The organism is Pseudomonas sp. L13, assembly GCF_009935965.1.
GTDB classification, from domain to species: domain Bacteria; phylum Pseudomonadota; class Gammaproteobacteria; order Pseudomonadales; family Pseudomonadaceae; genus Aquipseudomonas; species Aquipseudomonas lactis.
The window spans coordinates 140225-165252 of sequence record NZ_QODJ01000002.1 but is presented as its reverse complement, the minus strand read 5'-3'; the positions used below and the strand labels follow the sequence as shown (position 1 = coordinate 165252).

The 25028-nt window shown below is 61.0% G+C and carries 19 protein-coding genes; 5 read left to right on the top strand and 14 right to left on the bottom strand.

The features are described 5' to 3' along the window. Positions 1 to 25: 25 nt before the first annotated feature. Genes DK871_RS02420 through DK871_RS02410 form a run of 3 tightly spaced genes read left to right on the top strand, consistent with a single transcriptional unit; the run spans position 26 to position 2988 of the window. Positions 26 to 2131, top strand: coding sequence for a bifunctional diguanylate cyclase/phosphodiesterase (locus tag DK871_RS02420; protein ID WP_161903859.1), 2106 nt, complete (start codon positions 26 to 28; stop codon positions 2129 to 2131). Positions 2132 to 2173: 42 nt separating this feature from the next. Further along, entirely contained in the window at positions 2174 to 2674 is a 501-nt protein-coding gene (locus DK871_RS02415; protein WP_014720273.1) for a M48 family metallopeptidase, read from the top strand. A 17-nt stretch (positions 2675 to 2691) separates the two neighbouring features. Continuing rightward, a complete protein-coding gene (locus tag DK871_RS02410; RefSeq protein WP_161903858.1) occupies positions 2692 to 2988 on the top strand; it encodes a helix-turn-helix domain-containing protein in 297 nt (98 codons plus the stop codon). 97 nt (positions 2989 to 3085) lie between these two features. On the opposite strand, the gene DK871_RS02405 is transcribed toward DK871_RS02410, so the two are convergent. Continuing rightward, a complete protein-coding gene (locus tag DK871_RS02405) occupies positions 3086 to 3538 on the bottom strand; it encodes a GNAT family N-acetyltransferase (protein WP_161903857.1) in 453 nt (150 codons plus the stop codon). A 197-nt stretch (positions 3539 to 3735) separates the two neighbouring features. Here DK871_RS02405 and DK871_RS02400 point away from each other — a divergent pair, with 197 nt between their 5' ends. After that, positions 3736 to 4473, top strand: a complete 738-nt coding sequence (locus tag DK871_RS02400; RefSeq protein WP_161903856.1) for an ABC transporter substrate-binding protein — start codon at positions 3736 to 3738, stop codon at positions 4471 to 4473. A 106-nt stretch (positions 4474 to 4579) separates the two neighbouring features. On the opposite strand, the gene yccS is transcribed toward DK871_RS02400, so the two are convergent. From yccS to betI, 10 genes are all read right to left on the bottom strand, one after another. Further along, positions 4580 to 6763, bottom strand: a complete 2184-nt coding sequence (yccS, locus tag DK871_RS02395; protein WP_161903855.1) for a YccS family putative transporter — start codon at positions 6761 to 6763, stop codon at positions 4580 to 4582. 207 nt (positions 6764 to 6970) lie between these two features. Next, a complete protein-coding gene (locus DK871_RS02390; protein WP_034129071.1) occupies positions 6971 to 8149 on the bottom strand; it encodes an NAD(P)/FAD-dependent oxidoreductase in 1179 nt (392 codons plus the stop codon). 150 nt (positions 8150 to 8299) lie between these two features. After that, positions 8300 to 9637, bottom strand: a complete 1338-nt coding sequence (gene dbpA, locus DK871_RS02385; protein WP_232964675.1) for an ATP-dependent RNA helicase DbpA — start codon at positions 9635 to 9637, stop codon at positions 8300 to 8302. Between the two features lie 198 nt (positions 9638 to 9835). Next, the gene (gene mdtD / locus DK871_RS02380; protein ID WP_020302131.1) at positions 9836 to 11263 is read right to left on the bottom strand and encodes a multidrug transporter subunit MdtD; all 1428 of its coding nucleotides are present in this window, start codon (positions 11261 to 11263) and stop codon (positions 9836 to 9838) included. A 36-nt stretch (positions 11264 to 11299) separates the two neighbouring features. Further along, positions 11300 to 12190: an alpha/beta fold hydrolase gene (locus DK871_RS02375; RefSeq protein ID WP_161903854.1), complete on the bottom strand. Its 891-nt coding sequence runs from the start codon at positions 12188 to 12190 to the stop codon at positions 11300 to 11302. Positions 12191 to 12455: 265 nt separating this feature from the next. Beyond that, the gene (locus DK871_RS02370; RefSeq protein ID WP_161903853.1) at positions 12456 to 13772 is read right to left on the bottom strand and encodes a TldD/PmbA family protein; all 1317 of its coding nucleotides are present in this window, start codon (positions 13770 to 13772) and stop codon (positions 12456 to 12458) included. Further along, entirely contained in the window at positions 13772 to 15214 is a 1443-nt protein-coding gene (locus DK871_RS02365) for a TldD/PmbA family protein (protein WP_161903852.1), read from the bottom strand. The genes DK871_RS02370 and DK871_RS02365 overlap by 1 nt, the downstream gene beginning before the upstream one ends. Before the next feature lie 192 nt (positions 15215 to 15406). Next, the gene (gene betA / locus DK871_RS02360; protein WP_161903851.1) at positions 15407 to 17110 is read right to left on the bottom strand and encodes a choline dehydrogenase; all 1704 of its coding nucleotides are present in this window, start codon (positions 17108 to 17110) and stop codon (positions 15407 to 15409) included. A gap of 135 nt (positions 17111 to 17245) precedes the next feature. Beyond that, the gene (gene betB / locus DK871_RS02355; RefSeq protein ID WP_161903850.1) at positions 17246 to 18718 is read right to left on the bottom strand and encodes a betaine-aldehyde dehydrogenase; all 1473 of its coding nucleotides are present in this window, start codon (positions 18716 to 18718) and stop codon (positions 17246 to 17248) included. Between the two features lie 110 nt (positions 18719 to 18828). Next, complete coding sequence (gene betI / locus DK871_RS02350; protein ID WP_054898188.1) at positions 18829 to 19422, bottom strand: transcriptional regulator BetI; 594 nt, start codon at positions 19420 to 19422, stop codon at positions 18829 to 18831. Between the two features lie 390 nt (positions 19423 to 19812). On the opposite strand from betI, the gene DK871_RS02345 reads away from it, so the two are divergent. Then, the gene (locus DK871_RS02345) at positions 19813 to 21747 is read left to right on the top strand and encodes a BCCT family transporter (protein WP_309137734.1); all 1935 of its coding nucleotides are present in this window, start codon (positions 19813 to 19815) and stop codon (positions 21745 to 21747) included. A 157-nt stretch (positions 21748 to 21904) separates the two neighbouring features. Here DK871_RS02345 and choV read toward each other — a convergent pair whose 3' ends face one another. The 3 genes from choV to DK871_RS02330 form a co-directional block, all read right to left on the bottom strand. Continuing rightward, positions 21905 to 23083: a choline ABC transporter ATP-binding protein gene (gene choV, locus DK871_RS02340; RefSeq protein ID WP_032894931.1), complete on the bottom strand. Its 1179-nt coding sequence runs from the start codon at positions 23081 to 23083 to the stop codon at positions 21905 to 21907. Beyond that, positions 23080 to 23925, bottom strand: a complete 846-nt coding sequence (gene choW / locus DK871_RS02335; RefSeq protein WP_003194913.1) for a choline ABC transporter permease subunit — start codon at positions 23923 to 23925, stop codon at positions 23080 to 23082. The genes choV and choW overlap by 4 nt, the downstream gene beginning before the upstream one ends. Before the next feature lie 69 nt (positions 23926 to 23994). Further along, positions 23995 to 24942, bottom strand: a complete 948-nt coding sequence (locus DK871_RS02330) for a choline ABC transporter substrate-binding protein (RefSeq protein WP_044271836.1) — start codon at positions 24940 to 24942, stop codon at positions 23995 to 23997. Between the last annotated feature and the right edge of the window lie 86 nt (positions 24943 to 25028).

Sequence of the window (25028 nt, the reverse complement as noted above, 5' to 3'; positions counted from 1 at the left end):
TAGCTCCCTAAGGAAGAGACGTAGCATGGATGGCGCTCCACAACACGACGATGCAATTTCGGTTCTGTTGGTGGTCGATGACTACCCGGAAAACCTCGTCAGCATGCGTGCGCTGTTGCAGCGTGACGATTGGCGTGTGATCACCGCCGCGTCTGGCCTGGAGGCCCTGGAGTTACTGCTGGCCCACGACGTCGACCTGGTGCTGCTGGACGTGCGCATGCCGGGCATGGACGGCTTCGAGGTGGCACGCCTGATGCGGGGCAGCCAGCGCACGCGCATGACGCCGATTATCTTTCTGACCGCCACCGCCCATTCGCCCGACGCGGTACTTGAAGGCTATGCCAGCGGGGCGATCGACTACCTGTTCAAGCCCTTTGACCCGCATATCCTCAAGCCCAAGGTGCAGGCGTTGCTGGAGCACCAGCGCAATCGCCGTGCCTTGCAGCGCCTGAGCCATGACCTGGAGTTGGCCCGCGCTTTTAATGCCTCGGTGCTGGATAACGCCGCCGAGGGCATTCTGGTGGTGAGCGAAGCCAGTGTGATCGAGTACGCCAACCCGGCCATTTCGCGGCTGTTGAATGCAACAATGGCTGAGTTGCAGGGCGAGAGTTTCCTCAGTTTCCTGCAAAAGCCCCATGTGCCAGCCTGGTTGGGTTTCCCCATGTACGAGGCGTATCGCCGGGGCGAGACGTGGCGCCAGCACGATGCCATTTTGCGCACCGGTCGGGGCCAGCAGGTGCCGGTGGCGTTGTCCTGCGCGCCCTTGCCTGCCGAGCAGAAGGCGATGGTGGTGACGGTGCTGGACATGTCCGAAGTAAGGCACCTGCATCAGCAGCTTGAGTTCCAGGCCGTGACCGACCCGTTGACCGGGCTGTTGAACCGGCGTGGTTTCCATCAGGCGATGGAGAACACCTTGCTGCGCAGCGAACGTAGCGAGCAGGCGCTGGTATTGCTGTACCTGGACCTGGATGGTTTCAAGCGGGTCAACGATACGCTGGGCCATGACGCCGGGGATCGCGTGTTGCGCTGGGTCTCGGAGCAAATGCAGGCGTGCCTGCGTTCCTACGATATTCTGGGGCGCATGGGCGGGGATGAGTTCACTGCGTTGCTGGAGCTGGAGTTCCCCGAGCAGGCCGCGAAGATTGCGGAAAAGCTCATCGAACGGGTGTCTGTGTGCCAGCAGGTCGATGGGTTGGAGGTGATGCTTGGGGTCAGTATCGGCATCGCGACCTTCCCGGATTGCGGCTCGGACTTGGGCGGCCTGCTGCGGGCGGCGGATATTGCCATGTACGAAGCCAAGCGCGCCGGCCGTCAGCAGTATCGTTACTACGACCAGGAAATGAACGGCCGCGCCCGCTCGCGGCTGATGCTGGAAGACAGTGTGCGTACCGCCATTGCGAACAAGGATTTCACTTTGGTGTACCAGCCTCAGGTCTGCCTGGAAGACGGGCGTTTGCGCGGCGTCGAGGCGCTGTTGCGCTGGCAACATCCCAGCGTCGGCGATGTGCCCCCGGGCCTGTTCTTGCCGCTGCTGGAAGAGGCGCGGTTGATCAACCAGTTGAGTGCCTGGATCTACCAGCAAGTCGCTGCCCAGCGCCAGGCCTGGCAAGCCGCCTTCGACCCCGAACTGGTGTTGAGCGTGAGCCTGAGCAGCAGCCAGTTCAACATGCCCAACCTGGCTAACCAACTGCAGCAGGTGCTGGAGCGGCATGGGTTAGAGGGGCGGCAACTGGAGGTGGAAATCGGCGAGGACTGCTTGATGAGCAATCTTGCCGAGTCTACAAAGCAACTCCAGTTACTGCGCCGGATCGGGGTGCGGATTGCCCTGGACGATTTTGGCTGCGGCCAGTGCTCCCTGGCCCATTTGCGCGACCTCAAGTTCGATACCCTCAAGCTTGACCCTCAACTGGTGGCGCGCCTGCCTGGCTCGGCGCGCGATGCGGCGATGGCGCGCAGCATCATCCAACTGTGTGAGCATTTTGGTGTGCTGGTGATCGCCGAAGGCGTGGAGACCCTTGAGCAAACACAGTGGCTAAAGGCCAATGGCTGCGCGTATATCCAGGGGCCGTGGGCGGCGCAGCCGTTGATGGCCGAAGACGTTGCCGGCTGGTCGTACCCTCGCGCGCTTTGAATTCGCTACACTGGCGCCCGTCCCAATTGCGTTGCCGAGCCCATGACCGCGTTGAAATACCTCCAGGCCTACCCCGCTGCGCTCCAGGAGCAAGTGCGCCAACTGATCGCCAAGGACCAGTTGGGTGCTTACCTGGAACAGCGTTACCCCGAACGCCATGGGGTGCAGAGCGACAAGGCCCTGTATGCGTACGCCCTGGCCTTGAAGCAGGAGCACCTGCGTAACGCGCCGTCTATCGACAAAGTGCTGTTCGACAACCGCCTGGACCTGACCCATCGTGCCTTGGGTTTGCACACCACGATTTCCCGGGTGCAGGGCGGTAATCTCAAGTCCAAGAAAGAGATCCGCATCGCTTCGCTGTTCAAGGAAGCGGCCCCGGAGTTTCTGCGCATGATCGTGGTACATGAACTGGCTCACTTCAAGGAGTCGGACCACAACAAGGCGTTCTATAAACTCTGCCAATACATGATGCCGGGCTACCATCAGGTGGAATTCGACCTGCGTGTGTACCTCACCTGGCGCGATTTGCAGGGCAAGCCCTAACCCTAAGGCGACTGACCATGGATGTGAGCAAGACCAAAAGCAGCTTCTACCGCCGCCTGTACGTGGCGTACTTGATCGACAGCCAACTGGCCAGCAGCGTCCCGGCGCTGACCGAGGCCACCGGCATGCCTAGGCGTACCGCCCAGGATACGATTGCGGCGTTGGCCGACCTGGATATTGTCTGTGAGTTCGAGCAGGAGGATGGTGCGCGCAACCATGCCGGGCGCTATCGGATTCGGAATTGGGGGGCGATTGATCGGGGGTGGATCAAGGCTAATCTGGCGTCGATCAAGCAGGTGTTGGGCTACCCCTGAGTTCAGCGGTGGCAGGACTGACGCTATCGCGGGCAAGCCCGGCTCCCACAGTTGAATGCGTTCCAATGTGGGAGCTGGCTTGCCTGCGATGGCGCCCTCAGAGGCGCCGCATACCAATATGGGGGATATCGTCCTCCAGGTATTCCTCACCCGACACCACAAACCCATACCGCCCGTAATACCCCTGCAAATGCGCCTGGGCCGAGAGAAAAATCGGCGTTTGCGGCCAGACATCCTCAATACGCTCAAGCGCCTCTTCCAGCATTTGATGCCCCAGCCCAGTGCCCCGTGCCGCCTGCGAAACGATAACGCGGCCAATCACCACGTCGCCGCCCTGGGACTCCGGGTCCAGCAGGCGTAGGTAAGCCACCAGTTCATTGTCGTTCCAGGCCATCAGGTGATGGGTGTCCCCCGCCAGGTCCTGCCCGTCGATGTCCTGATACGCGCATTTCTGCTCGACGACGAATACCTCGCTGCGCAAGCGAAGGAGGGCGTACAGCTGGTCCTTGCCCAAGTCGTTGTGATGTTTGCAAACCCAATCAACCGTCATGATGTGTGCTCTTATAAAGACGTGCCTGGATAGTAAGCGTGACGGGCGCTGCTGTCTAAAATTGGCAAATGTGTGAATAGCGTCAATTTGCCATCATTCAGTGCGTGCGCCTTTGGCTGCTTTGTGTAATCTGCAATGCAAGCTTATTGATGAGCTACTGTTATCAGGCCACCGCCTGCCCGCCAAGGACTTTGAGCATGCCGCGATTGACTCGTGCCGTTGCTTTGATCGCAGTGCTGTTGCTGGCCCAGCCGGTGCTGGCCCAGCGTCTGCGTCTGGTGGCGGATGGCTGGCCGCCATTCACTGATGCCACCTTGATCAATGGCGGTCTGGCCACGGATATCGTCAGCACAGCCCTGGCCCGTGCGGGGTACGCCAGTGATTTTGAACAGGTGCCCTGGGCCCGTGCGCTCAAGGGCGTAGGGGATGGGCGCTACGATGTGCTGATCAACGCCTGGTACGACGAGGCCCGCACGCAGTTTGGCCAATTTTCTGCTGAGTACCTGCTTAACCGTGTGCGCTTTCTCAAGCGCAGCGACGATGACATTGGTTATCAGGGCCTGGCCGAACTGCGCGACGAGACCATCGCCGTGGTGCGCGGTTACGCTTACTCGGCAGCGTTCGATCAAGACACCCAGCTACAGAAAGTGCCGGTGCATAACTTTGCCATGGCGGTGCGCATGCTCGCGGCGCGGCGGGTGAGGTTGACGCTGGAAGATGAATACGTGGCGCGTTATTACCTGGCTCGGGAGTCGCCGCGGGTGCGCAATACCGTGGCGTTTGTGGGCAAGCCTTTGAGCGAGAACAGCCTGCATATTCTGGTCAGTTTGAAGAACCCCGAGCATGCGCGGATTGTCGCCGGTTTTGATCGGGAGATTGCCAGGATGAAGGCTGATGGCAGTTATGCGCGGTTGATGAAGGCGCATGGGATGTAGCGTGCTTGCGGGCTTCATCGCGGGCAAGCCCGGCTCCCACATTTTGCCCGCATTCTTATGTTGGAGCTCGGTCAAATGTGGGAGCTGGCTTGCCTGCGATAGCGGCCTAAGCCGCGCCGGTATCCTTGATCAGATGCGCCGCCAACGTACGCAACGGCCCCAACTGCCGGCAAATCAACGCCAACTGCGTCTGTACCAGCCGCTGCCCTTCGTCGATTTCATCGGGCATTTGCTCAAGCTCGGCGGCCAGCGCTTCCTCGGCATCACTCTGGATCGCAATCGACTGTTTGTTGGCCAGGCCGGTGGCGATCTCATCAATGCTCGCCGCCAGGCTGTTGCCCGCGCCTTCGATCAAGTGCTCACGCACATCGCTCGGTAGCGAAGTATCGCGATGCGCCCCCAACCCTGACAAATAACTGAGCAAGGTGTGAGACAGCACCAGGAAGCGGAAGCCCACGTCGGCTTCCTTACGGAAGTGCCCCGGCTCCATCAGCATATTGGCCAGGGTGGTGGACAACGCGGCGTCGGCGTTGTGGGCATTGCGGCGGGCCAGGCGGTAAGCCAGGTCGTCGCTCTTGCCTGCGGCGTATTGCTGCATGATCTGGCGCAGGTAGATGCTGTTGCAGGTCAGGGTGTTGGCCAGCACTTTGTTCAAGCGTCGGCCTTGCCAGTCTGGCAGGAACAGGAACACCGCCAGGCCCGCGATCAGGCTACCGAGCAACGTATCGAACAGGCGCGGCAGGAACAGCCCGTAGCCATCGCCCACCTGGTTGAAGCAGAACAGCACCATCAAGGTGATCGCCGCCGTCGCCAGGGTGTAGCGGGTGGTGCGGTTGATAAAGAACACCAGGCCTGCGGCGATAGCGAACATCGACTGCACCACCGGGTTGGGGAACAGATCGAACAGCGCCCAGGCCACGGTGAGGCCGATGGCGGTGCCGATGATCCGCTGGCCGAGCTTGCGCCGGGTGGCGCCGTAGCTCGGTTGGCACACGAACAGGGTAGTGAGGATGATCCAGTAACCCTGAGACGCATGGATGGCGTGCAGGGTGGCGTAGCCGACGGTCAACGCCAGGGACAGGCGCAGGGCGTGGCGAAACAGCAGCGAGGTGGGTGTGAGTTGGGTGCGCAGGCGCGTCCACATTTCCCTGAGGTTGCGCGGGGCGCGGTCCAGCAGGTTGCTGTCGGTGGCGTCGGCCAGGGCATCGGGGTTGCTGGCGTCGCCCAGCAGGCGGTCGAGGGTGGACAGGTTGGCCGCCAGGGCGCGCAAGGAGCGCAGCAGGCCACGCCAGGCCGGGTTGCTCTGGATGCGCAGGTGTTCCAGGGACGCGTTGAGGTCGCCCAGGGCTTCGGCAAAACTGTCGTCATAGATGAACGGTTGGCGCAATTGGATCGACTCGGCCAGGGTCTGGCAGGCCTTGCCTTGCTGGCGCAGCAAGCGCTGGCAGCGAAACAGCACATCGCTGTGGAAGAAGGCTTCAGTGAGGGCGTTGTAGGGGTAGTGGGAGGAACTGGCGCGCTCGTGGATGTCCTGGGCAAGGAAGTAGAGTTTCAGGTAACGGCTGACCTTCGAGCCCGGCCGGCCATTGCCGACGCGGTGCAGGATGATTTCCTTCGCGGCATTCAGCGCAGCGACTACCCGGCCATTTTGCTGGGCCAATTCCAGGCGCCGCGCTTCTACATCCAACTGCCGGATCGGTTCGAACAGGGAGGACTTGAGCTTGAGGTAGCGCCCCAGCTCGCGGAACAACCGCGCCAGGCTCTGCTGCACCGGCTGGTTGGAAAACAGCGCCTGCCACAGCACCGACAACGCGCCGTACCAGGCGGCACCGGCGACCAGCAGCAGGGGCTCATGCCAGAAATCCGTGACGGCGCCGCCGCGCTGGTCCACGCCGATCATGGTGTAGACCGACAGAATCAAGGTGGCCGAAGCAATCGCGCCATAGCGTTCGCCCAGCGCGCCGAGCATGGTCAGGCAGAAACTGGCCAGGGCCAGGGCAATGGCGAAGATCCACGGATAAGGAAACAGCAGCTCTACCGACAGCGCGGCAATGCTGAAACACACCAGTGTCACCGCCAGCGCATTGAGACGGCCTTGCCAACTGTCATCGGTCTCGGCCAGGGCGCTGGCGATAATCCCCAGGAACAGCGGGATCAGCAGCGTCATTTCATCTTGGTACCAACACAACGCCATGCTGCCGGTAAGGGCGATGAACACCCGTACGCTGTAGCTGAATTTATCCAGCGCCCACAGGCGCCGCATGGACTGCTTGAACGAGGTCGATGACATGAAGTCTGGAGTCTTCCGGGACGTTGTCGCTAAATTGAGCCAGTAATGACGCCACGGCAAGCGTGGCGATCACATCCAAGCGCAAAATTTTCAGGATCACTGCAAAACCACTGTGGGAGCTGGCTGGCCTGGGATAGCGGTGTTGGATTCACCGCCGCTATCGCAGGCAAGCCAGCTCCCACAGGGGATTGCATTTCAAGGTGCAAGTCAGGCGTATTGCGCCGCCGCGTAGCCCGAGGCCCAGGCCCACTGGAAATTGAACCCGCCGAGGTGGCCGGTCACATCCAGCACTTCGCCGATAAAGTACAGGCCGGGGCTTTTCAGCGATTCCATGGTCTTGGACGACACTTCTCGCGTATCCACTCCGCCCAGTGTCACCTCGGCGGTGCGATAACCCTCGGTGCCGGCCGGTACCAGTTGCCAGCTCCCCAGTTTTTGCGCGATATCGGCAATTTCAGCGTGGGTGTACTGCTTCATCGGCTTGGACTCGAACCAGCTTTGGGCCAGCAAGTTGGCCATCTTCTTGGTGAAGATCTCGCCCAGCAGGGTTTTCAACTCGCTGTTGGGGTGTTCGGCCTGTTGCTGTTGCAGCCAGGCATGGGCGTCGTGGTCGGGCAGCAGGTTGATTTCTACCGTGTCGCCGGAGTGCCAATACGAGGAAATCTGCAAAATTGCCGGCCCGCTCAGGCCACGGTGGGTGAACAGGATGTTCTCGCGAAAACTCTGGCCGTTGCAGCTCACCAGGCAGTCGACCGAGGTGCCGGACAACTCGCCGCACAACTCCTTGAGCTGGTCGGTGATGGTGAACGGCACCAGCCCGGCGCGGGTCGGCAGCAGTTCGTGGCCGAATTGCCTGGCCACTTGGTAACCGAAACCGGTAGCGCCCAGTGTCGGGATCGACAAACCGCCCGTGGCGATCACCAGCGATTCACAGCGCAGCTCTCCCAAGGTGGTTTGCAGTTGATAGCCGCTTTCGAGCTTGGCGATGGCCTCGATGGAGGTGTCCAGGTGCAGGCTCACGCCGGTCTGGATGCACTCATCGAGCAGCATGCCGAGGATGTCGCTGGACTTGTTGTCGCAGAACAGCTGGCCGAGTTTCTTCTCGTGGTAGGGCACGCCGTGCTTGGCCACCAACCCGATGAAATCCCACTGGGTGTAGCGGGCCAGGGCCGACTTGCAGAAGTGCGCGTTATGCGAGAGAAAATTGGCCGGCTCGGTGTACATATTGGTGAAGTTGCAGCGACCGCCACCGGACATCAGGATTTTCTTGCCGGCCTTGTTGGCGTGGTCGATCAACATCACCTTGCGCCCACGCCCGGCGGCGGTCAGCGCGCACATCAAGCCTGCGGCGCCGGCGCCAATGATCACAACTTCGGTCGAGCGCACAGCCATGTCCTCACAAAACTATTGATTTGAAATGCAATCAACACTGTGGGAGCTGGCTTGCCTGCGATAGCAGTAGTGAATTCACTACAGCCATCGCAGGCAAGCCAGCTCCCACATTGATTCGGTTCCTGCAATGGGAACTCGGTGTTATTACAAAATCCGCACGCGCAGCGAACGGCCCTTGATCTTGCCGTCATTCAAGCGCTGCAACGCTTGCTTGGCGATGCCACGCTCCACGGCCACGAAGGCCTGGAAATCAAAGATCGCGATCTTGCCGACCTGGGCACCCGGAATGCCAGCTTCGCCGGTCAACGCACCGAGAATGTCGCCTGGGCGAACCTTGTCTTTACGCCCGGCGGCGATGCACAGGGTGCTCATCTGCGGCAGCAACGGGCCGCCGCTTTGCGGCTTGAGGTTGTCCAGTTGGTCCCAGTTCAGCGGCGACTTCTGCAGTTGCTCGATGGCCTGGGCGCGGTGGGCTTCGGACGGCGCCACCAGGCTGATGGCGATGCCGGTTTCGCCGGCACGGCCGGTGCGGCCTACACGGTGGATGTGAATTTCCGAGTCGCGGGCCAGTTCGACGTTGATCACCATGTCCAGGGCGTCGATGTCCAGGCCACGGGCGGCGACGTCGGTGGCCACCAGCACCGAGGTGCTGCGGTTGGCGAACATCGCCAATACCTGGTCACGGTCGCGCTGTTCCAGGTCGCCATGCAGGCCGACGGCGGAGATGCCCTTGGCGGTCAGGTGGTCGACGGTTTCCTGCACTTGCTGCTTGGTAAAGCAGAACGCCACGCAGGAGGCCGGGCGGAAGTGCGCCAGCACCTTGGTCACGGCGTCCATGCGCTCTTCCGGGGAGATCTCGTAGAAGCGTTGTTCGATCTGGTCGTCGGAGTGGAACGCTTCGGCTTTCACTTGCTGAGGCGCACGCATGAACTTGGACGCGAGCTGCTTGATGCTCACTGGGTACGTGGCCGAGAACAAGAGGGTTTGGCGGCGCGGTGGGGTCTTGCTGATGATGTCTTCGATGGCGTCATAGAAGCCCATGTCGAGCATGCGGTCGGCTTCGTCGAGGATCAGGGTGTTCAAGCCGTCCAGCACCAGCGAGCCTTTACGCAGGTGCTGCTGGATACGGCCCGGCGTGCCGACGATAACGTGGGCGCCGTGCTCCAGGGAGGCGATCTGCGGGCCGAGGGACACGCCGCCGCACAGGGTCAGTACCTTGATGTTGTCTTCGGCACGGGCCAGGCGGCGGATTTCCTTGGCCACCTGGTCGGCCAGCTCGCGAGTCGGGCACATCACCAGCGCCTGGCAACCGAAGTAGCGCGGGTTGATCGGGTTCAACAGGCCGATGCCGAATGCAGCGGTCTTGCCGCTGCCGGTCTTGGCCTGGGCAATCAGGTCCAGCCCTTTGAGGATCACCGGCAAGCTTTGCGCCTGGATCTGCGTCATCTCGACATAACCCAGCGAGTCGAGGTTAGCCAGCATGGCGGCGGACAGGGGCAAAGTATTAAAAGCGGTGGCGATGGTAGTCACGGGACTGGCTCTGCAAAACAAAATGTCGCGCAGTGTAACAGGCCCCCTTGGGTTTCTTTGTATGTTCTCGACGAGGAGTAGGGGGGCGGCGGCAAGTTATCAGCTGCAAGCCGCAAGCTTGAAGCTTACAACTTGAAGCTTGCAGCTGCTTCAATGCTCGATATCGTGCTCGCGGCTGACGACGCGTTTGCCGTCCTTGGGCGACAGTTGCAGGAAGATCGCCGCCGCCAGCATCGCCATGATGCCCACGGTGAGGAAGGTCAGCTGGAACGCGCCGAGGACACTTTCCACACCGTCATTGCCGGCCTCGGCAGTAAACCCGCCAAGCAACGCGCCGGCACAGGCCACGCCGAGGCTGAGGGACAACTGCGCCACCACCGACAACAAACTGTTGCCGCTGCTGGCCTGGGCGTCGTCGAGGTCGATCAGGGTCACGGTGTTCATCGCCGTGAATTGCAGTGAGTTGATCGCCCCCAGCACCGCCAGCATCGCCAGCAACAGCGGATAGGGTGTCTGTTCGCTGACCAGGCCCATGCTCGCCAGCATCAGGCCCAGGGCCAGGGTGTTGCCGGTCAGGACGATGCGGTAGCCGAGGCGCTCGATAAGAGGGCGCGCGATGGACTTGGCAAACATCGCCGCCGCTGCGAGTGGCAGCATGCTCATCCCGGCTTCCGATGGCGAATAGCCCAGCGCCACTTGTAACAGCAGCGGTACCAGGAACGGCAGTGCGCCGCTGCCCAGGCGCGCAAACAGGTTGCCGAGGATCCCCACGGCAAAGGTGCGCGTCTTGAACAGCACCGGCGAGAACAGCGGGTTATCGATGTGCCCGGCGCGCAGCCAGTACGCCGCCAGGCAGGCAAGCCCGCCGAACAACAGCAACATCACCCGCAGGTGCGGCAGGTGCAGTTCGCCCAGGCCCTCCATGGCGATGGTGATCAGCACCATCGCCGCGCCGAACAGCAGAAAGCCCAGGCCGTCGAAGCGCGTGCGCTCGCTGCCGCGCAGGTCGGGGATGAATTTCCACACGGCATAGCAGCCGATCATGCCCACCGGCAGGTTGATCAGAAAGATCCAGTGCCAGGTCAGGTATTGCACCATCCAGCCGCCCATCGTCGGGCCAAGCAAGGGGCCGAGCAGGCCGGGAATGGTGATGAAGCCCATGATCCGCACCAGCTCGGAGCGCGGATAAGCCCGCAGCACCACCAGCCGCCCGACCGGCAGCATCAGCGCGCCGCCCAGGCCCTGGACCACCCGTGCGCCCACCAGCATGCTCAGGCTACTGGACAGCGCACACAGCAGCGACCCGATGCTGAACAGCATGATCGCGCCAAAGAAAATCTTCTTGGTGCCAAAGCGGTCGGCGATCCAACCCGAAGCGGGAATCAGCAAGGCCACGGTGAGCATGTAGGCGATCACCACCCCTTGCATGCGCAGCGGGTTCTCCGCGAGGTCCTGCGCCATTGCCGGCAGCGCGGTGTTGAGAATCGTCCCGTCCAGCGACTGCATGAAGAAGGCAATCGCCACCACCCAGGGGAGCCAGCGGGCGGTCTTGGCATCGAGAGGGGCACGATTCGGCATGGGATCCCTTTTAATTAGCAGGCTATGTGTTGGCGATTATGCGCTAACCCTTGAGATTTTTCCCCCTGATGGTTCGGTTAAAGCCGATAACACGGCGTGCGGTCCTACTAGAAAATCCACCAAGACGCGGTGCACTGCAAACGCCGCTTCCGGTGATTCAAGGTCCAGCAGATGGCCGGTGTGGTCGGCCACGGCAAAGCTGCTGCGGCCTACATAGTGTTTGAACAGCTGGGCCTCGGCCGCCGGGGTGTATTCATCTAGCGCGCCGTTGAGAAAATGCACCGGTGTTTCAATCTGCTTGAGCGCCGGCAGGTAATTGCCATCGCCCAAGGCCAACACTTGGTGAATATGAAAGCGCGCCTGGCGGTACTCGGTAGTGGCCATGGTCGACAGGTGCCGATGGTTATTGCGCTTGAGGCGGGGCGATAAGTATTTGCCAACCGTCTCATTGAGCAGATGGCCGACCGCCGACTTGTCATCGGCCTCGATCAGCACACGCACGCGCTCGACATATTCCAGCATCGCCTGGTTGAGGTTGGGCGCCAGGGCCATCACCACCGAGCTTTCGATGGAGGGCGGGTTGTGCGCCAGGGTCAACAGCGTGGAGATACCGCCCCATGATGCCGAAACCAGATGGTTGACCGCAAAGCGCGCTACCAAGGCACGCAGGATTTGCACCTCGTCGTCCTTGGTGACCAGGTCGAGTTCGGTGTTGTGCTCGCGTGACAAGCCAGAGAAGGGCAAGTCGAACAGCAGCACATTGAAATGCTCGGCCAGGCATTTGCTGGTACGGGCAAAGGAGCGCGTGGTGGATAGCGCGCCGTTGACCATCAGTACGGTTTTTCTGTGCGGGTCGTTACCCAGTTGCTCGACGTGAACGTTGTAGTGCTTGTACAACTTCTCAATGACAAAACTTCCATGGTTCATCTCAAGACTCCAGCTTGCCTTTCCCGGGCAAGGTTATGCTCTCGTGGGCAGGGGGTGGCGGAAAGCCATTAACCGTTATAACGAGGAATACGCAGAGCGACAACAGGCCGAACGGCCAAAGTAGGCGGGATAGAAATTTCGTCGCAGCGCAGATGACTGTTCTGTAGGAGCGAGCTTGCTCGCGAAAAACGTCAACGATAACGCAGTGCTGACAGCCAGCCCGCGGTGTCTATGGGTTCTTCGCGAGCAAGCTCGCTCCTACAGTTTATAAGGTCAGCGTCAGGCGTTTTACCAAAGCCCCGGGAAGCAGGTTGGAAGCGGTATTGCGCTGGCTGTAGGTACTGGCCGACAACAGCAGCTCCCGATCAGCGGTCAGCGCTTCCAATTGCGAACCGAGCAACTGATAGACACTGTCATCAAAGCGCATGGTGCTGACCGGCGCCTGGATCTCGCCGTTTTCCACCCAGAAGGTCGCAAAGCGCGTCATGCCGGTCAGGCGCGCTGCCGGCAGGTCGGAGTAGTTCAGGTACCAGAGGTTGCTGATATACAGCCCGGTGCCCAACTGCTTGAGAATATCGGCCTGGGCCAGGTTGCCGGCCGCCATTTGCAAGGCGCTGGGCGACTCGTCGCTGCTGGCGCCGTTGGTGTTCAAGCCGTATTCGGCGGCGCTGCGCGAGTTGACCAACTGGCCCTCGGCCTGGCCTGCGTTGATCAAGGTGACATCCTTGCGCGGGTAGCCTTCAGTGGAAAACGCCTGGCTCAGGGAGCCGCTGATCTGCTCATCCACCGTCACCAGCGGGCTCAGTGACTGCTCACCCGCATATAGGCGTTGCAACGAACTGCCTTTGCTGGCGATGGCCTGGGCCGAAAAACCACCCCAGGTGATGATGCTGATGATTTCTTCCAGCGCTGCCGGCGCAAGGTAAGCGCGGTATTGGCCGGGCGCCAGGTTGTGCAGTGGGCGCCCGAGAAACGCCAGTTGCTCACGGGCCTGTTGGAAACGCGCGGCGAAGTCAGCGCTGTTCCAGGTGTGCCCGGCGTAGCTGGCTTTTACCGCTTCGCCATTGGCGTGGAACAGGCTGAAGTCGAAATTGAAGCTGTTAGCCCGGTGCCAGCCGAACGCGCCCGTTGAGCTGGCGAAACCACGGCTGATGGGGCCGGCGGCGTAGAAACCGACCAGGTCCACGCCGTCGGCGGCCTGGCTGATATCGTCCAGCACTTGGGCCAGTTCCGGCAGCGGGCGCAGCTGTTCGTTATGGTTTTGCCAGGCGTCGGGATTCAGCAGCAGGTACGGGTCAGGCGGCAACAGCGGCAAGGTCTCGCGCAGTTGTTGCAGGCCATTCGCCAGGCGCTGGCGATCCAGCTCCGCCTCGCCGGACAGGGTGATACCCAGGTCGGCGTGGCGCCCATCGTTGATCAGCTTGAGGTTCAGGCTGGCCTGCTGTACCTGGCCGGCCTGGCGCACCTGCGCGTGGTTGAAGCGCACGAACTCGGACGCCTCATCCGCATAGCCGAGGTGAAATTGTTCTTGATCGGTGACCGCCTGCTTGAGCCAATCCACCAGAGCCTTGAAGTGGTTCATCAGGCATCTCCCCCAAATACATCGACATTGCTGAATACACAGGCCGGCGACGCATGGCCGACACGGATCACCTGGTTGGGTTCGCCCTTGCCGCAGTTCGGCGTGCCCAACACCTTGAAGGTGCTGGCATCGCCCACCGCGCTGAGCTTGCGCCAGAACTGCGCGGAAATCGCCCGGTAGTTGGGGTTCTTCACCACGCCCTTGAGTTCGCCGTTTTCGATCAACTGGCCCCACTCGCAGCCGAACTGGAACTTGTTGCGCGCATCGTCGATGGACCACGAACGGTTGGTCGACATCAGGATGCCGTTCTCGATGCCGCCCACCAGTTGCGCGAGGCTTTTATCCCCAGGTTCGATATTCAGGTTGGCCATGCGGTCGATAGGTGCACGGTTCCAGCCGCAAGCGCGGCTGTTGGCGACGCCTGGCAGGTTGGCGCGAAATTGCGACAAGGCCCCGCCCAAGGGCTTGAGCAGCAGGCCCTCGCGAATCAGAAATTGCTTGCTGGCAGGCGTGCCGTCGTCGTCATGGCCGTAGCTGGCAAGCTGTTCGGGGATGTCCGGGTCGAAGGTGACGTTGAGCAACGGTGAGCCATATTGCAGGTGGCCGAAGTCGCTGGCTTTCACAAAACTGGTGCCGGCGTAATTGCGCTCGTCACCGAGGATGCGATCCAGCTCCAGGGGGTGGCCGATGGATTCGTGGATCTGCAGGATCATCTGGTCGGGCATCAGCAGCAGGTCACGCGGGCCGTGGGGCGTATTCGGTGCGAGCAGCAATTGCAGGGCTTCGTCGGCCACCTTGCGGGCGGCGCCCACCAGGCCAAAGCGCTGGATCACGCCGGCACTGCCTTGCTGGCCGAAGTTGGTACCGCCCAGGGTGCGGGTCTGGCTGTCATTGCCGTCGAAGGCGGTCACGCTCAAGCCGGGGAACACGAAACGCTGGGCCTGACGCAATTGCGCGCCGGCGCTGTTGAGGTAGATCTGTTCGACCCGCGTGGTTCCCAGGCTGACTTCCCAGCTCACCAGGCGCTCATCCTTGGGCACGGCGGCGGACTCATCGCCGAGCAATTGGTAGCAGTCGCTCAGGGACGGGAAGGGCTGGTCGAGGTCGGGCGACAGGTAGTCGGCGACGTCGCTGGACATCGGTTGCTGGTGCAGGTCGAGCAGGGCGTGGGGCTTGATAAGCCGGGCTTGCTGTTCCGCACGCTCAAGGGCGGTTTGCAGGCCGGCAAGGGAAATATCGTTGGTCGCGGCGTAGGCTTCTACCCCGTTGAGACGCACGGTGAGCATGGCGCCTTCGTCATGGCCCAGGTGAGGCGGCTCGGCGACGTTCTTGCGCACCGACAGGTACTGGCCGGATTCGCGTACGTAGCGCAGGGAGAAAAATTCGGCGGTGGTGCGCAGGGCACCGAAGTGTTTCTTGAGCGTGGCGTGGTGTTCGAACATGGGGCCTTCCTTGTGGGCGGCTCGGCGCGGGCAGGCGAACAGAGTAGGCCTGGGCGGGGAGCTGATCAAGGGAGGTTTTGTTGTGTCTGGTCGGGCCTCATCGCGGGCAAGCCCGCTCCCACATTTTGAGTTGTGAACCCATTCAACTGTGGGAGCTGGCTTGCCTGCGATGCGGGCCCCGCGGTGCTTGAGTTACTGCGCCAATGGCCCCACTTCACGCAACGGCTTGCCACGCACCGGCGCATCGCCTGCTACGTAGTAGTCGGCGGTGCTGCGCGGCAGTGGCTGGCGGCCACGGATCTTGTCGGCGATTTTCTCGGCGATCATGATCGTTGGCGCGTTCAGGTTGCCGGTGGTGATGATCGGCATGATCGAGGCATCGACCACCCGCAAGCCCTGCATACCATGTACGCGGCCTTCGCCATCGACTACGGCCATCTCGTCGGTGCCCATCTTGCACGAGCAGGACGGGTGGAACGCGGTCTCGGCGTGCTCGCGGATGAACTTGTCCAACTGCTCATCGGTTTGCACGTCGATGCCCGGGCTGATTTCGCGGCCGCGGTACGGGTCCAGTGCCGGCTGCTGCATGATTTCACGGGTCAGGCGGATGCCATCGCGAAATTCCTGCCAGTCCTGCTCGGTGGCCATGTAGTTAAAGAGGATGCTCGGGTAGTCCCGTGGGTTCTTCGACTTCAGATGGATACGGCCACGGCTTGGCGAACGCATGGAACCCATGTGCGCCTGGAAACCGTGCTCTTTCACACCGTTGCTGCCGTTGTAGTTAATCGCTACCGGCAGGAAGTGGTACTGGATGTTCGGCCACTCGAATTCTTCACGGGTACGGATAAACCCGCCCGCTTCGAACTGGTTGCTGGCGCCGATGCCGGTGCCGTTGAACAGCCATTCGGCACCAATCGCCGGCTGGTTGTACCAGAGCAGCGAAGGGTACAGCGACACCGGCTGGGTGCACGCATATTGCAGGTACAGCTCAAGGTGGTCCTGCAGGTTTTCACCCACGCCCGGCAGGTCGTGGACCACTGGGATATCGAGGCTTTCCAGCAATTTGGCCGGGCCGACGCCAGAGCGCTGCAGCAGTTGCGGCGAAGCGATTGCGCCGCTGCACACCAGTACTTCTTTACGCGCACGGGCTTCAACACGTTCTTCGGCGGCGCCGATCAGGTAACGCACGCCAACCGCACGCTTGCCTTCGAACAGTACTTTGTCGGTGAGGGCATGGGTGACGATGGTCAGGGTCGAACGCTTTTTAGCCGTGTCCAGGTAACCGCGAGCGGTGCTGGCGCGACGGCCGTTCGGCGTGACGGTACGGTCCATCGGGCCGAAGCCTTCTTGCTGGTAGCCGTTCAAGTCTTCGGTACGTGGGTAACCGGCCTGTACGCCCGCTTCAACCATGGCGTGGAACAGCGGGTTGTTGCCCGCTTTCGGCGTGGTCACGCTGACCGGGCCATCGCCACCGTGCCAATCGTTGGGGCCGATGTCGCGGGTTTCGGCTTTGCGGAAATACGGCAGGCAGTCCAGGTAGGTCCAGTCTTCCAGGCCCGGCAGCTTCGACCAATTGTCATAGTCCATGGCGTTGCCACGGATGTAGCACATGCCGTTGATCAGGGAAGAGCCACCCAGGCCCTTGCCGCGACCGCATTCCATCCGGCGACCGTCCATGTGGGGCTCTGGATCGGTTTCGTAGGCCCAGTTGTAGCGGCGGCCTTGCAACGGGAAGGCCAGGGCGGCTGGCATCTGGGTACGGAAGTCGAGGCGGTAGTCCGGGCCACCGGCTTCCAGCAGCAAAACGGTGACGCCTTCGTCTTCGGTCAGACGGGTGGCAAGGGTGTTGCCTGCTGATCCTGCGCCAACAATGATGTAGTCGTATTCTTGAGTCATTTGTACTCCGGGGAGCTGCAAGCTCCAAGCTTCAAGCTGCAAGAAGAGCAGCGAGCGGTGTATCTGGGAGGTGCGGCAAACCAAACTGCTTTTACTTGCAGCTTGAAGCTTGCCGCTAGTAGCTGGGTCAGCTAATCAAAATACCGAAGCGTACTCACCCAGCTCGACTTGCACGGACTTGATGCGCGTGAAGTTATTGAGCGAGCTGATACCGTTCTCACGGCCCACGCCCGACTGCTTGTAGCCACCAACCGGCATCTTCGCGTCGGACTCGCCCCAGGCGTTGATCCAGCAGATACCGGCTTCCAACTGGTGAATCACGCGGTGGGCGCGGTTCAGGTCCTTGGTCACCAGGCCAGCGGCCAAGCCGAAGTCGGTGTCGTTGGCGCGACGGATCACTTCTTCTTCGGTTTCATAGGTGAGGATGCTCATCACCGGGCCAAAGATTTCTTCACGCACGATCACCATGTCATCAGTGCAGTCGGTGAACACAGTCGGGGCCACGAAGGCGCCTTTGGCGAAGTCGCCGTCGGTCAGGCGGTCGCCGCCGCACAGCAGGCGGGCGCCTTGCTCTTTGCCTTTGGCGATGTAGCCCAGCACGCTTTCCATGTGGGCGAAGCTGACCAGCGGGCCGAAGTTGGTGTTTTCGTCTTCCGGGTTGCCGATGCGAATACGCGCCACACGCTCAACGATCTTGGCTTCGAACGCGGCTTGCAGGTGCTTGGGCACGAACACGCGGGTGCCGTTGGTGCAGACCTGGCCGGAACTGTAGAAGTTGGCCATCATGGCGGTGTCGGCGGCGCGGTCGAGGTCGGCGTCGTCGAAAATGATCAGCGGGGACTTGCCGCCCAGCTCCATGGTCACGTCTTTGAGCGAGGAGCTCGACGCGCTGGCCATGACTTTCTTGCCGGTGTCGGTGCCGCCGGTGAAGGAGACTTTTTCGATGCGCGGGTGCTCGGTCAGCCAGGTGCCGACTTCACGGCCGCTGCCGGTCAGTACGTTGAACACGCCCGCTGGAACGCCAGCCTCGGTGTAGATCTCGGCCAGTTTCAGGGTGGTTAGCGAGGTGACTTCGCTTGGCTTGAAGATCATCGCGTTACCGGCAGCCAGGGCCGGTGCGGATTTCCACAGGGCGATCTGGATCGGGTAGTTCCACGCGCCGATACCGGCGACCACACCCAGCGGCTCGCGGCGGGTGTAGACAAACGAGGTGTCGCGCAGTGGGATCTGCTCGCCTTCGATGGCTGGCACCAGGCCGGCGTAGTATTCCAGCACGTCAGCACCGGTGACGATGTCGACGTACTTGGTTTCGGAAAAGGCTTTACCGGTGTCCAGGGTTTCCAGGGCGGCCAGCTCATCGTTGCGCTCGCGCAGGATGTCCACGGCACGACGCAGGATGCGCGAACGCTCCATGGCGGTCATGGCGGCCCAGATTTTCTGGCCTTTTTCAGCGCTGACCACGGCACGTTCAACGTCATCGAAGGTGGCGCGTTGCACTTGGGCGAGAACTTCACCGTTAGCCGGGTTGATGGCTTCGAAGGTGGCATCGCTGCCAGCGTCGCTGTAGCCGCCGTCAATGTAGAGTTTTTGCAGGTCGAAACGGGCCATAAAGTCCTCGCAAGTGCATAAGTGGTTGGCATTACCCGCCGAACAGTGGGCCATGGGGGTGTGGCAACACTGAGCGGCGGACGTTCAGGGGTTGAGCATTTATAAGGGCTCTAACTCACCTGCTTGGCCAATTGGAAATCCATGTATTCGTAAGCGATCCGTTGCGCCTGCTCCGTGTCGAAAGCGTCTCCCGACAGGGCGCCGCGCAACCACAAACCGTCGATCAAAGCCGCCAGGCCGCGGGCTGCGCTGCGTGCCTCGGGTAACGGCATCGCACGGCGGAACTGGCAACACAGGTTGGAATACAGACGGTGATCGTTGATCCGCTGCAACCTGTGCAATGACGGGTGGTGCATGCTGGTGGCCCAGAAGGCCAGCCAGGTTTTCATTGCCGGGCCGTTGACCTGGCTGGCGTCGAAGTTGCCTTCGATGATCACCTGAAGGTGCGCCCGTGGGCTGTCATCCTTCAAGGCACGCCTGCGTTCTTGCACGTTCTCGATCAGCGCATTCATCAGGTAGCGCATCGTCGCTGCGATCAGGCCGTTCTTGTCCTGAAAGTAGTGGCTGATGATGCCGTTCGAGACGCCGGCCAGACGGGCGATCAGCGCAATGCTGGCATCTCCCATCCCGACCCGATCGATGGCCGTCAACGTGGCTTCGATCAACTGCTGGCGGCGTATGGGTTGCATACCGACCTTGGGCATGTAGCACCTCTCCTTAGGCCTGCCGATGGGCGATCCACGTCCGTCGGCTTGAGGGCCAGTCTATTTTGTTTTGATTGAACGTTCAATCAACAAAGAATAAGATCTGCGACAAATGGTCGCTGCCTACAGATGTTTCCTACCTGCGAGCTGCAACCTTAGACACCTGCAAAAACCCTTGAAACAGGCCACTTCAGAGCCTGGTCACCGCTTCGGCGGGCTCAAGAATTTTCGGGGTGTCTTTATAACACCCGTCCGTCGACTGCCGAAAAATCGATGTCCCGGGATAACCGTTGCCTTGTGTTTCTCTCTCGCACTGCCTGGAGCATCTGCGCCATGAGTTCTGCCTCTCTTATAAAGACCCCACCGGAAAAGGTTCGGGTCAACGGTTGGGTGTTCTACACCTCCACCGCGCTGATTTTATTGTTGACCGCCATTCTGATCGTCGCCCCGCAGGAGGCCGGGCGCCTGCTCGGCATAGCACAGGCCTGGCTGTCGAAAAGCTTTGGCTGGTACTACATGGTGGTCATCGCCGCCTACCTGGTGTTTGTGGTCGGCCTGGCGTTTTCGTCCTATGGGAAACTTAAGCTGGGTGCGAAGGACGATACCCCAGACTTCAGCTACGGCGCCTGGGCCGGCATGTTGTTCTCGTCGGGTATCGGCATCTCGCTGTTGTATTTCGGTGCGTCCGAGCCGCTGGACCACTACTTCAACCCGCCCGAAGGCGCTGCCGCCAGCAATGGCGCAGCACGCCAGGCGCTGCAGCTGACCTTCCTGCACTGGGGCCTGCACGGCTGGGCGATCTATGCGCTGGTGGGCCTGGCCGTGGCGTACTTTGCCTACCGCCACAACCAGCCGCTGGCCTTGCGTTCGGCGCTGTACCCGCTGGTGGGTGAGCGTTGGGTGAAGGGCGCGGCTGGCCATGCGGTAGACGGTTTCGGCATGTTCGTGACCCTGCTGGGGCTGGTGACCAACCTGGGGATCGGCTCGATGCAGGTGTCGTCGGGGCTGGAAAACCTGTTCGGCATGGAGCACAGCAACACCAACCTGCTGATCGTGATCATCGTGATGAGCACCGTGGCGACCATCGCCGCCGTGTCGGGTGTGGAAAACGGTATTCGCCGCCTCTCCAACCTCAACATCGTGTTGTTCAGCGGTTTGCTGATCTTCGTGCTGCTGTTCGGCCCCACCTTGCACCTGCTCAATGGCCTGGTGCAGAACACTGGTGATTACCTCAACGGTATCGTGCTGAAAACCTTCGACCTGTATGTGTACGAAGGCGACGGTGCCAAGACCGAACGCTGGATGGGCCTGTGGACCCTGTTCTACTGGGCCTGGTGGATTTCCTGGGCGCCATTTGTGGGCATGTTCATCGCGCGTATTTCCCGTGGGCGTACCGTGCGTGAACTGGTGGCTGGCGTATTGCTGATCCCGCTGGGCTTTACCCTGGCGTGGCTGTCGATCTTCGGCAACTCGGCCCTGGATCTGGTGTTGAACCATGGGGCGGTGGAGTTGGGCAAGACGGCGCTGGAGCAACCGTCCATGGCCATCTACCAACTGCTTGAGCATTACCCGGCGTCGAAAGTGGTGATCGGCGTGTCGATCTTTGTGGGCTTCGTGCTGTTCCTGACGCCTGCGGACTCCGGCGCGGTGATGATGGCCAACCTTTCCTGCAAAGGCGGCAATGTGGATGAAGACGCGCCGCACTGGTTGCGTATCTTCTGGTCGGCGGTGATCACCCTGGTGACCATCGGCCTGCTGTTTGCCGGCAACTTTGAAGCCATGCAAACCATGGTGGTGCTGGCGGGGCTGCCGTTCTCGGTGGTGCTGGTGTTCTTTATGTTCGGTTTGCACAAGGCCATGCGCCAGGACGTGGCCATCGAACAGGAGCAGGCGCAATTGGCTGAACGCGGGCGTCGTGGTTTCAGCGAGCGCTTGAGCGCCCTGGATCTGCAACCGAGCCAGGCCACCGTGCAGCGCTTTATGGACAAGCACGTAACGCCGGCGTTGGAAGAAGCCGCGAGTGCGTTGCGTGATCAGGGCCTGGAAGTGCAGACCCTGCTGGGCAAATCCAAGCGCTGCATCGGCGTGCGGATCGAGATGGACGAGGGCAACCCGTTTGTCTACGAAGTGAGCCTGGATGGCTACTCGGCGGCACCGGCTGACCTGCCTGAAGAAGAGCGCACCCGTTACTACCGTGCCGAGGTGTACCTGCACAACGGGCCGCAGGAGTATGACCTGATGGGCTTCACCCAGGAGCAGATCACCCGGGATGTGCTCGATCAGTTTGAAAGCCATCGGCAGCTCCTTGGCCGGGTCTATAGCTGATAGTTGAGCTGGCGGCGCCCTCACTGGCGCCGCTGTTGCAAGCATTGAATGCGGTCGAATGTGGGAGCTGGCTTGCCTGCGATAGCAAGGGTGAATCCAGCATAGCTATCGCAGGCAAGCCAGCTCCCACATTGACCGCATTCCTTCAGTTGGGGCCTTAGCCCAAGTTCTTGCCTAAGAGGGCGTGGTAGAGCTCACTGTCCCCCAGTATCCCCACCACCTTGTTGTTGTCATGCAGCACCAGCTTGTTGCCTGTCTGGTAGCGAATCTGCAACGCATCGCGCATGCCGATGTTCGAGTCCACCAGGGTCGGTACGCGGCCCAAGCCTTCCACGGCCTGCCCTGGCGCCCAGTTCTGCAGGTTCATCGTCACGCCATTCTGGCGTGCGCCCTGGATGGTGTTGCCTTCAGCCAGGTCCAGCCAAGAGTCGCCACCCGGATCAAGGCACACCGAACCGTTCACACGCGTGCAGTTATCCAGGGTGCGCATCAGGCTGCGCCCGCACAGCACGTTCAGCGGGTTGGTATGGGCGACGAAGGTGCGCACATAGTCATCCGCCGGGTTCAGCACAATCTCTTCCGGCACGCTGTACTGGATGATCTTGCCGTCTTTCATGATTGCGATACGGCTGCCAAGCTTGAGTGCTTCATCCAGGTCGTGGCTGACGAACACGATGGTCTTGCTCAACTTGCGTTGCAGTTCCAGCAGTTCATCTTGCAAGCCTTGGCGGATCAGCGGGTCGAGGGCCGAGAAGGGTTCGTCCATCAGCAGGATATCGGCGTCCATCGCCAGGGCGCGAGCCAGGCCGACGCGCTGCTGCATGCCGCCGGACAACTCATCGGGCTTCTTGTTGCGCCATTGGCTCAGGCCCACCAGTTCGAGTTTCTCATCCACCAGCGTGCGCCGTTCTTTCTCTGGGCGGCCCTGCATCTCCAGGCCGAAGCTGATGTTCTCGCGCACCGTCAGCCAAGGCATCAGGGCGAACTTCTGGAACACCATGGCGATGCGTTTGGTGCGCATCATTTTAAGTTCGGCAGGGGTGCAGGAGGCGATGTCGATCTGGCGACCTTCATGCTCCACAAACAGCTGGCCACGGCTGACGGTATTGAGGCCGTTGATGCAGCGCAGCAAGCTGGACTTGCCTGAGCCCGAGAGGCCCATCAGCACACAGATCTCGCCTTTCTCGATGTCCAGGCTGGCCTTTTCAACGCCGACAATCTGCCCGGTCTTCTTCAGGATTTCGTTACGGCTCATGCCCTGGTCCAGCAGCTTGAGCGCTTCGCGTGGGTCTTTGGAAAAGATTACGTCGACATTGTCGAATCGGATAATGCTCATGCATCACCCCCTACTTTAGCGTCGGGTTGTTTACAGATACGGTCGAGCATGATGGCGAGCAACACAATGGCCAGGCCCGCTTCAAAGCCCAAGGCAATGTCTGCGGTGTTGAGTGCGTTGACCACCGGCTTGCCGAGGCCATCAGCGCCCACCAGGGCCGCGATCACCACCATCGACAGCGACAGCATGATGCACTGGGTAATGCCGGCGGCGATGCTCGGCATGGCGTGGGGCAGTTCAATGCGTGAGAGCAACTGGCGGCGCGAGCAGCCAAAGGCCTTGCCGGCGTCCATCAGCTCTTGCGGGACATCACGGATACCCAGGTAGGTCAGGCGGATCGGCGCGGCAATCGCGAACACCACCGTGGAAATCAGCCCAGGCACCACACCCAGCCCGAAGAGGGTCAGGGTAGGGATGAGGTAGACGAAGGTCGGCACGGTCTGCATCAGATCGAGTACCGGCCGCATCATGGTGTAGAACATCGGTTTATGCGCGGCAACAATGCCCAGCGGCACACCGATGACCACGCAGACCAGGGTGGCGAACAGCACCTGGGCGAGGGTTTCCATGGTTTCCTGCCAGTACCCCAGGTTGAGGATCAGCAGGAAGGAGGCGATGACAAAAACAGTCAGTCCCCATTTACGTTGAATAAAGTGAGCCAGCAGCGCAATCAGACCGATCAATGCCAGTGGATTGAACCAGGTCAGCGCAAACGTCACGCCGTGGATCATCGTTTCCAGTGTCGATGCGATTGCGTCGAAGTAGTTGGCCCCGTGTTGGGTCAACCAGTCGACGAAGGCAGCGATGTACTGGCCTAGTGGGATTTTCTGTTCAGTCAGCATGGTAGTGAATGTCCACATGCGAAGGGGAAAACATCCCAGGCCAGCGCACCGGCCTGGGGTCAGCGGGTGCTATTTGGCGAGGTAAGCTTTAACGGCATCGAGCCCTGGTTTGCCATCAACGGTGGTGACACCGGCGAGCCAGGTGTCGAGCACTTGCGGGTTCTTTTGCAGCCAGGCCTTGGCGGCAGCATCGGCCTTCATCTTGTCGTCCAGGACGTTCCCCATCAGGGTGCTTTCCATGTCGAGGGTGAACACCAGGTTCTTCAGCAACTGACCAACGTTGCTGCATTCCTGGGTGTAGCCTTTGCGGGTGTTGGTGTAGATGGTGGCCTGGCCGTAGTTGGGGCCGAACGAGTCGTCACCACCGGTCAGGTACTTCATCTTGAAGCGGGTGTTCATCGGGTGCGGTTCCCAGCCGAGGAACACGATGGCCTGGTTGCGCTTGGAGGCGCGTTCAACCTGGGAGAGCATGCCGGCTTCGCTGGATTCAACCACTTTGAAGCCGGCGGTTTTCAGGCCGAAGGCATCTTTGTCGATCAGCGTCTGGATGGTGCGGTTGCCATCGTTGCCCGGCTCGATGCCGTAGATCTTGCCGCCCAGCTCATCCTTGAATTTGGCGATGTCGGCGAAGTCCTTCAGGCCCTTGTCGTACAGCGCTTGTGGGACTGCCAGGGTGTACTTGGCGTTCTCCAGGTTGGCGCGCACGGTTTCCACGGTGCCGGCATCACGGTACTGCTTGATGTCGTTTTCCATGGTCGGCATCCAGTTGCCGAGGAAAATGTCCATGTTCTTGCCGTCGGCCAGGGACTTGTAAGTCACGGGTACCGAAATCATCGTGGTGCGCGGCTTGTAGCCCAGGCCCTTGAGGATCTCGCTGGTGGTCGCGGTGGTGACGGTGATGTCGGTCCAGCCGACATCGGAGAAGTTGACGGTCTTGCACTGTTCCGGTTCTGCGGCGTGTGCCACGACTGGCAGACTCAGCATGGCGGCCAACAACAACGAGGGTGAACCTTTCATGTGGGTAGACTCCTGTGTCTTTTCTGGCGGCATTCGCCGCGCTTTATAAGTGTTGCGGTTGGAGCGTGCGACAACAGCTCTGGCGC

What these genes read in the sequence shown, in the direction of transcription:
- DK871_RS02405 (WP_161903857.1), bottom strand. Translation starts at nt 3,538, where the DNA reads ATGACGGTTGATTGGGTTTGCAAACATCACAACGACTTGGGCAAGGAC.
- DK871_RS02400 (WP_161903856.1), top strand. Translation starts at nt 3,736, where the DNA reads ATGCCGCGATTGACTCGTGCCGTTGCTTTGATCGCAGTGCTGTTGCTG.
- betB (WP_161903850.1), bottom strand. Translation starts at nt 18,718, where the DNA reads ATGGCCCGTTTCGACCTGCAAAAACTCTACATTGACGGCGGCTACAGC.
- DK871_RS02330 (WP_044271836.1), bottom strand. Translation starts at nt 24,942, where the DNA reads ATGAAAGGTTCACCCTCGTTGTTGTTGGCCGCCATGCTGAGTCTGCCA.
- choV (WP_032894931.1), bottom strand. Translation starts at nt 23,083, where the DNA reads ATGAGCATTATCCGATTCGACAATGTCGACGTAATCTTTTCCAAAGAC.
- DK871_RS02375 (WP_161903854.1), bottom strand. Translation starts at nt 12,190, where the DNA reads ATGAACCATGGAAGTTTTGTCATTGAGAAGTTGTACAAGCACTACAAC.
- DK871_RS02410 (WP_161903858.1), top strand. Translation starts at nt 2,692, where the DNA reads ATGGATGTGAGCAAGACCAAAAGCAGCTTCTACCGCCGCCTGTACGTG.
- dbpA (WP_232964675.1), bottom strand. Translation starts at nt 9,637, where the DNA reads ATGCTGGCTAACCTCGACTCGCTGGGTTATGTCGAGATGACGCAGATC.
- DK871_RS02415 (WP_014720273.1), top strand. Translation starts at nt 2,174, where the DNA reads ATGACCGCGTTGAAATACCTCCAGGCCTACCCCGCTGCGCTCCAGGAG.
- betI (WP_054898188.1), bottom strand. Translation starts at nt 19,422, where the DNA reads ATGCCCAAGGTCGGTATGCAACCCATACGCCGCCAGCAGTTGATCGAA.
- yccS (WP_161903855.1), bottom strand. Translation starts at nt 6,763, where the DNA reads ATGTCATCGACCTCGTTCAAGCAGTCCATGCGGCGCCTGTGGGCGCTG.
- choW (WP_003194913.1), bottom strand. Translation starts at nt 23,925, where the DNA reads ATGCTGACTGAACAGAAAATCCCACTAGGCCAGTACATCGCTGCCTTC.
- DK871_RS02370 (WP_161903853.1), bottom strand. Translation starts at nt 13,772, where the DNA reads ATGAACCACTTCAAGGCTCTGGTGGATTGGCTCAAGCAGGCGGTCACC.
- DK871_RS02420 (WP_161903859.1), top strand. Translation starts at nt 26, where the DNA reads ATGGATGGCGCTCCACAACACGACGATGCAATTTCGGTTCTGTTGGTG.
- betA (WP_161903851.1), bottom strand. Translation starts at nt 17,110, where the DNA reads ATGACTCAAGAATACGACTACATCATTGTTGGCGCAGGATCAGCAGGC.
- DK871_RS02365 (WP_161903852.1), bottom strand. Translation starts at nt 15,214, where the DNA reads ATGTTCGAACACCACGCCACGCTCAAGAAACACTTCGGTGCCCTGCGC.
- mdtD (WP_020302131.1), bottom strand. Translation starts at nt 11,263, where the DNA reads ATGCCGAATCGTGCCCCTCTCGATGCCAAGACCGCCCGCTGGCTCCCC.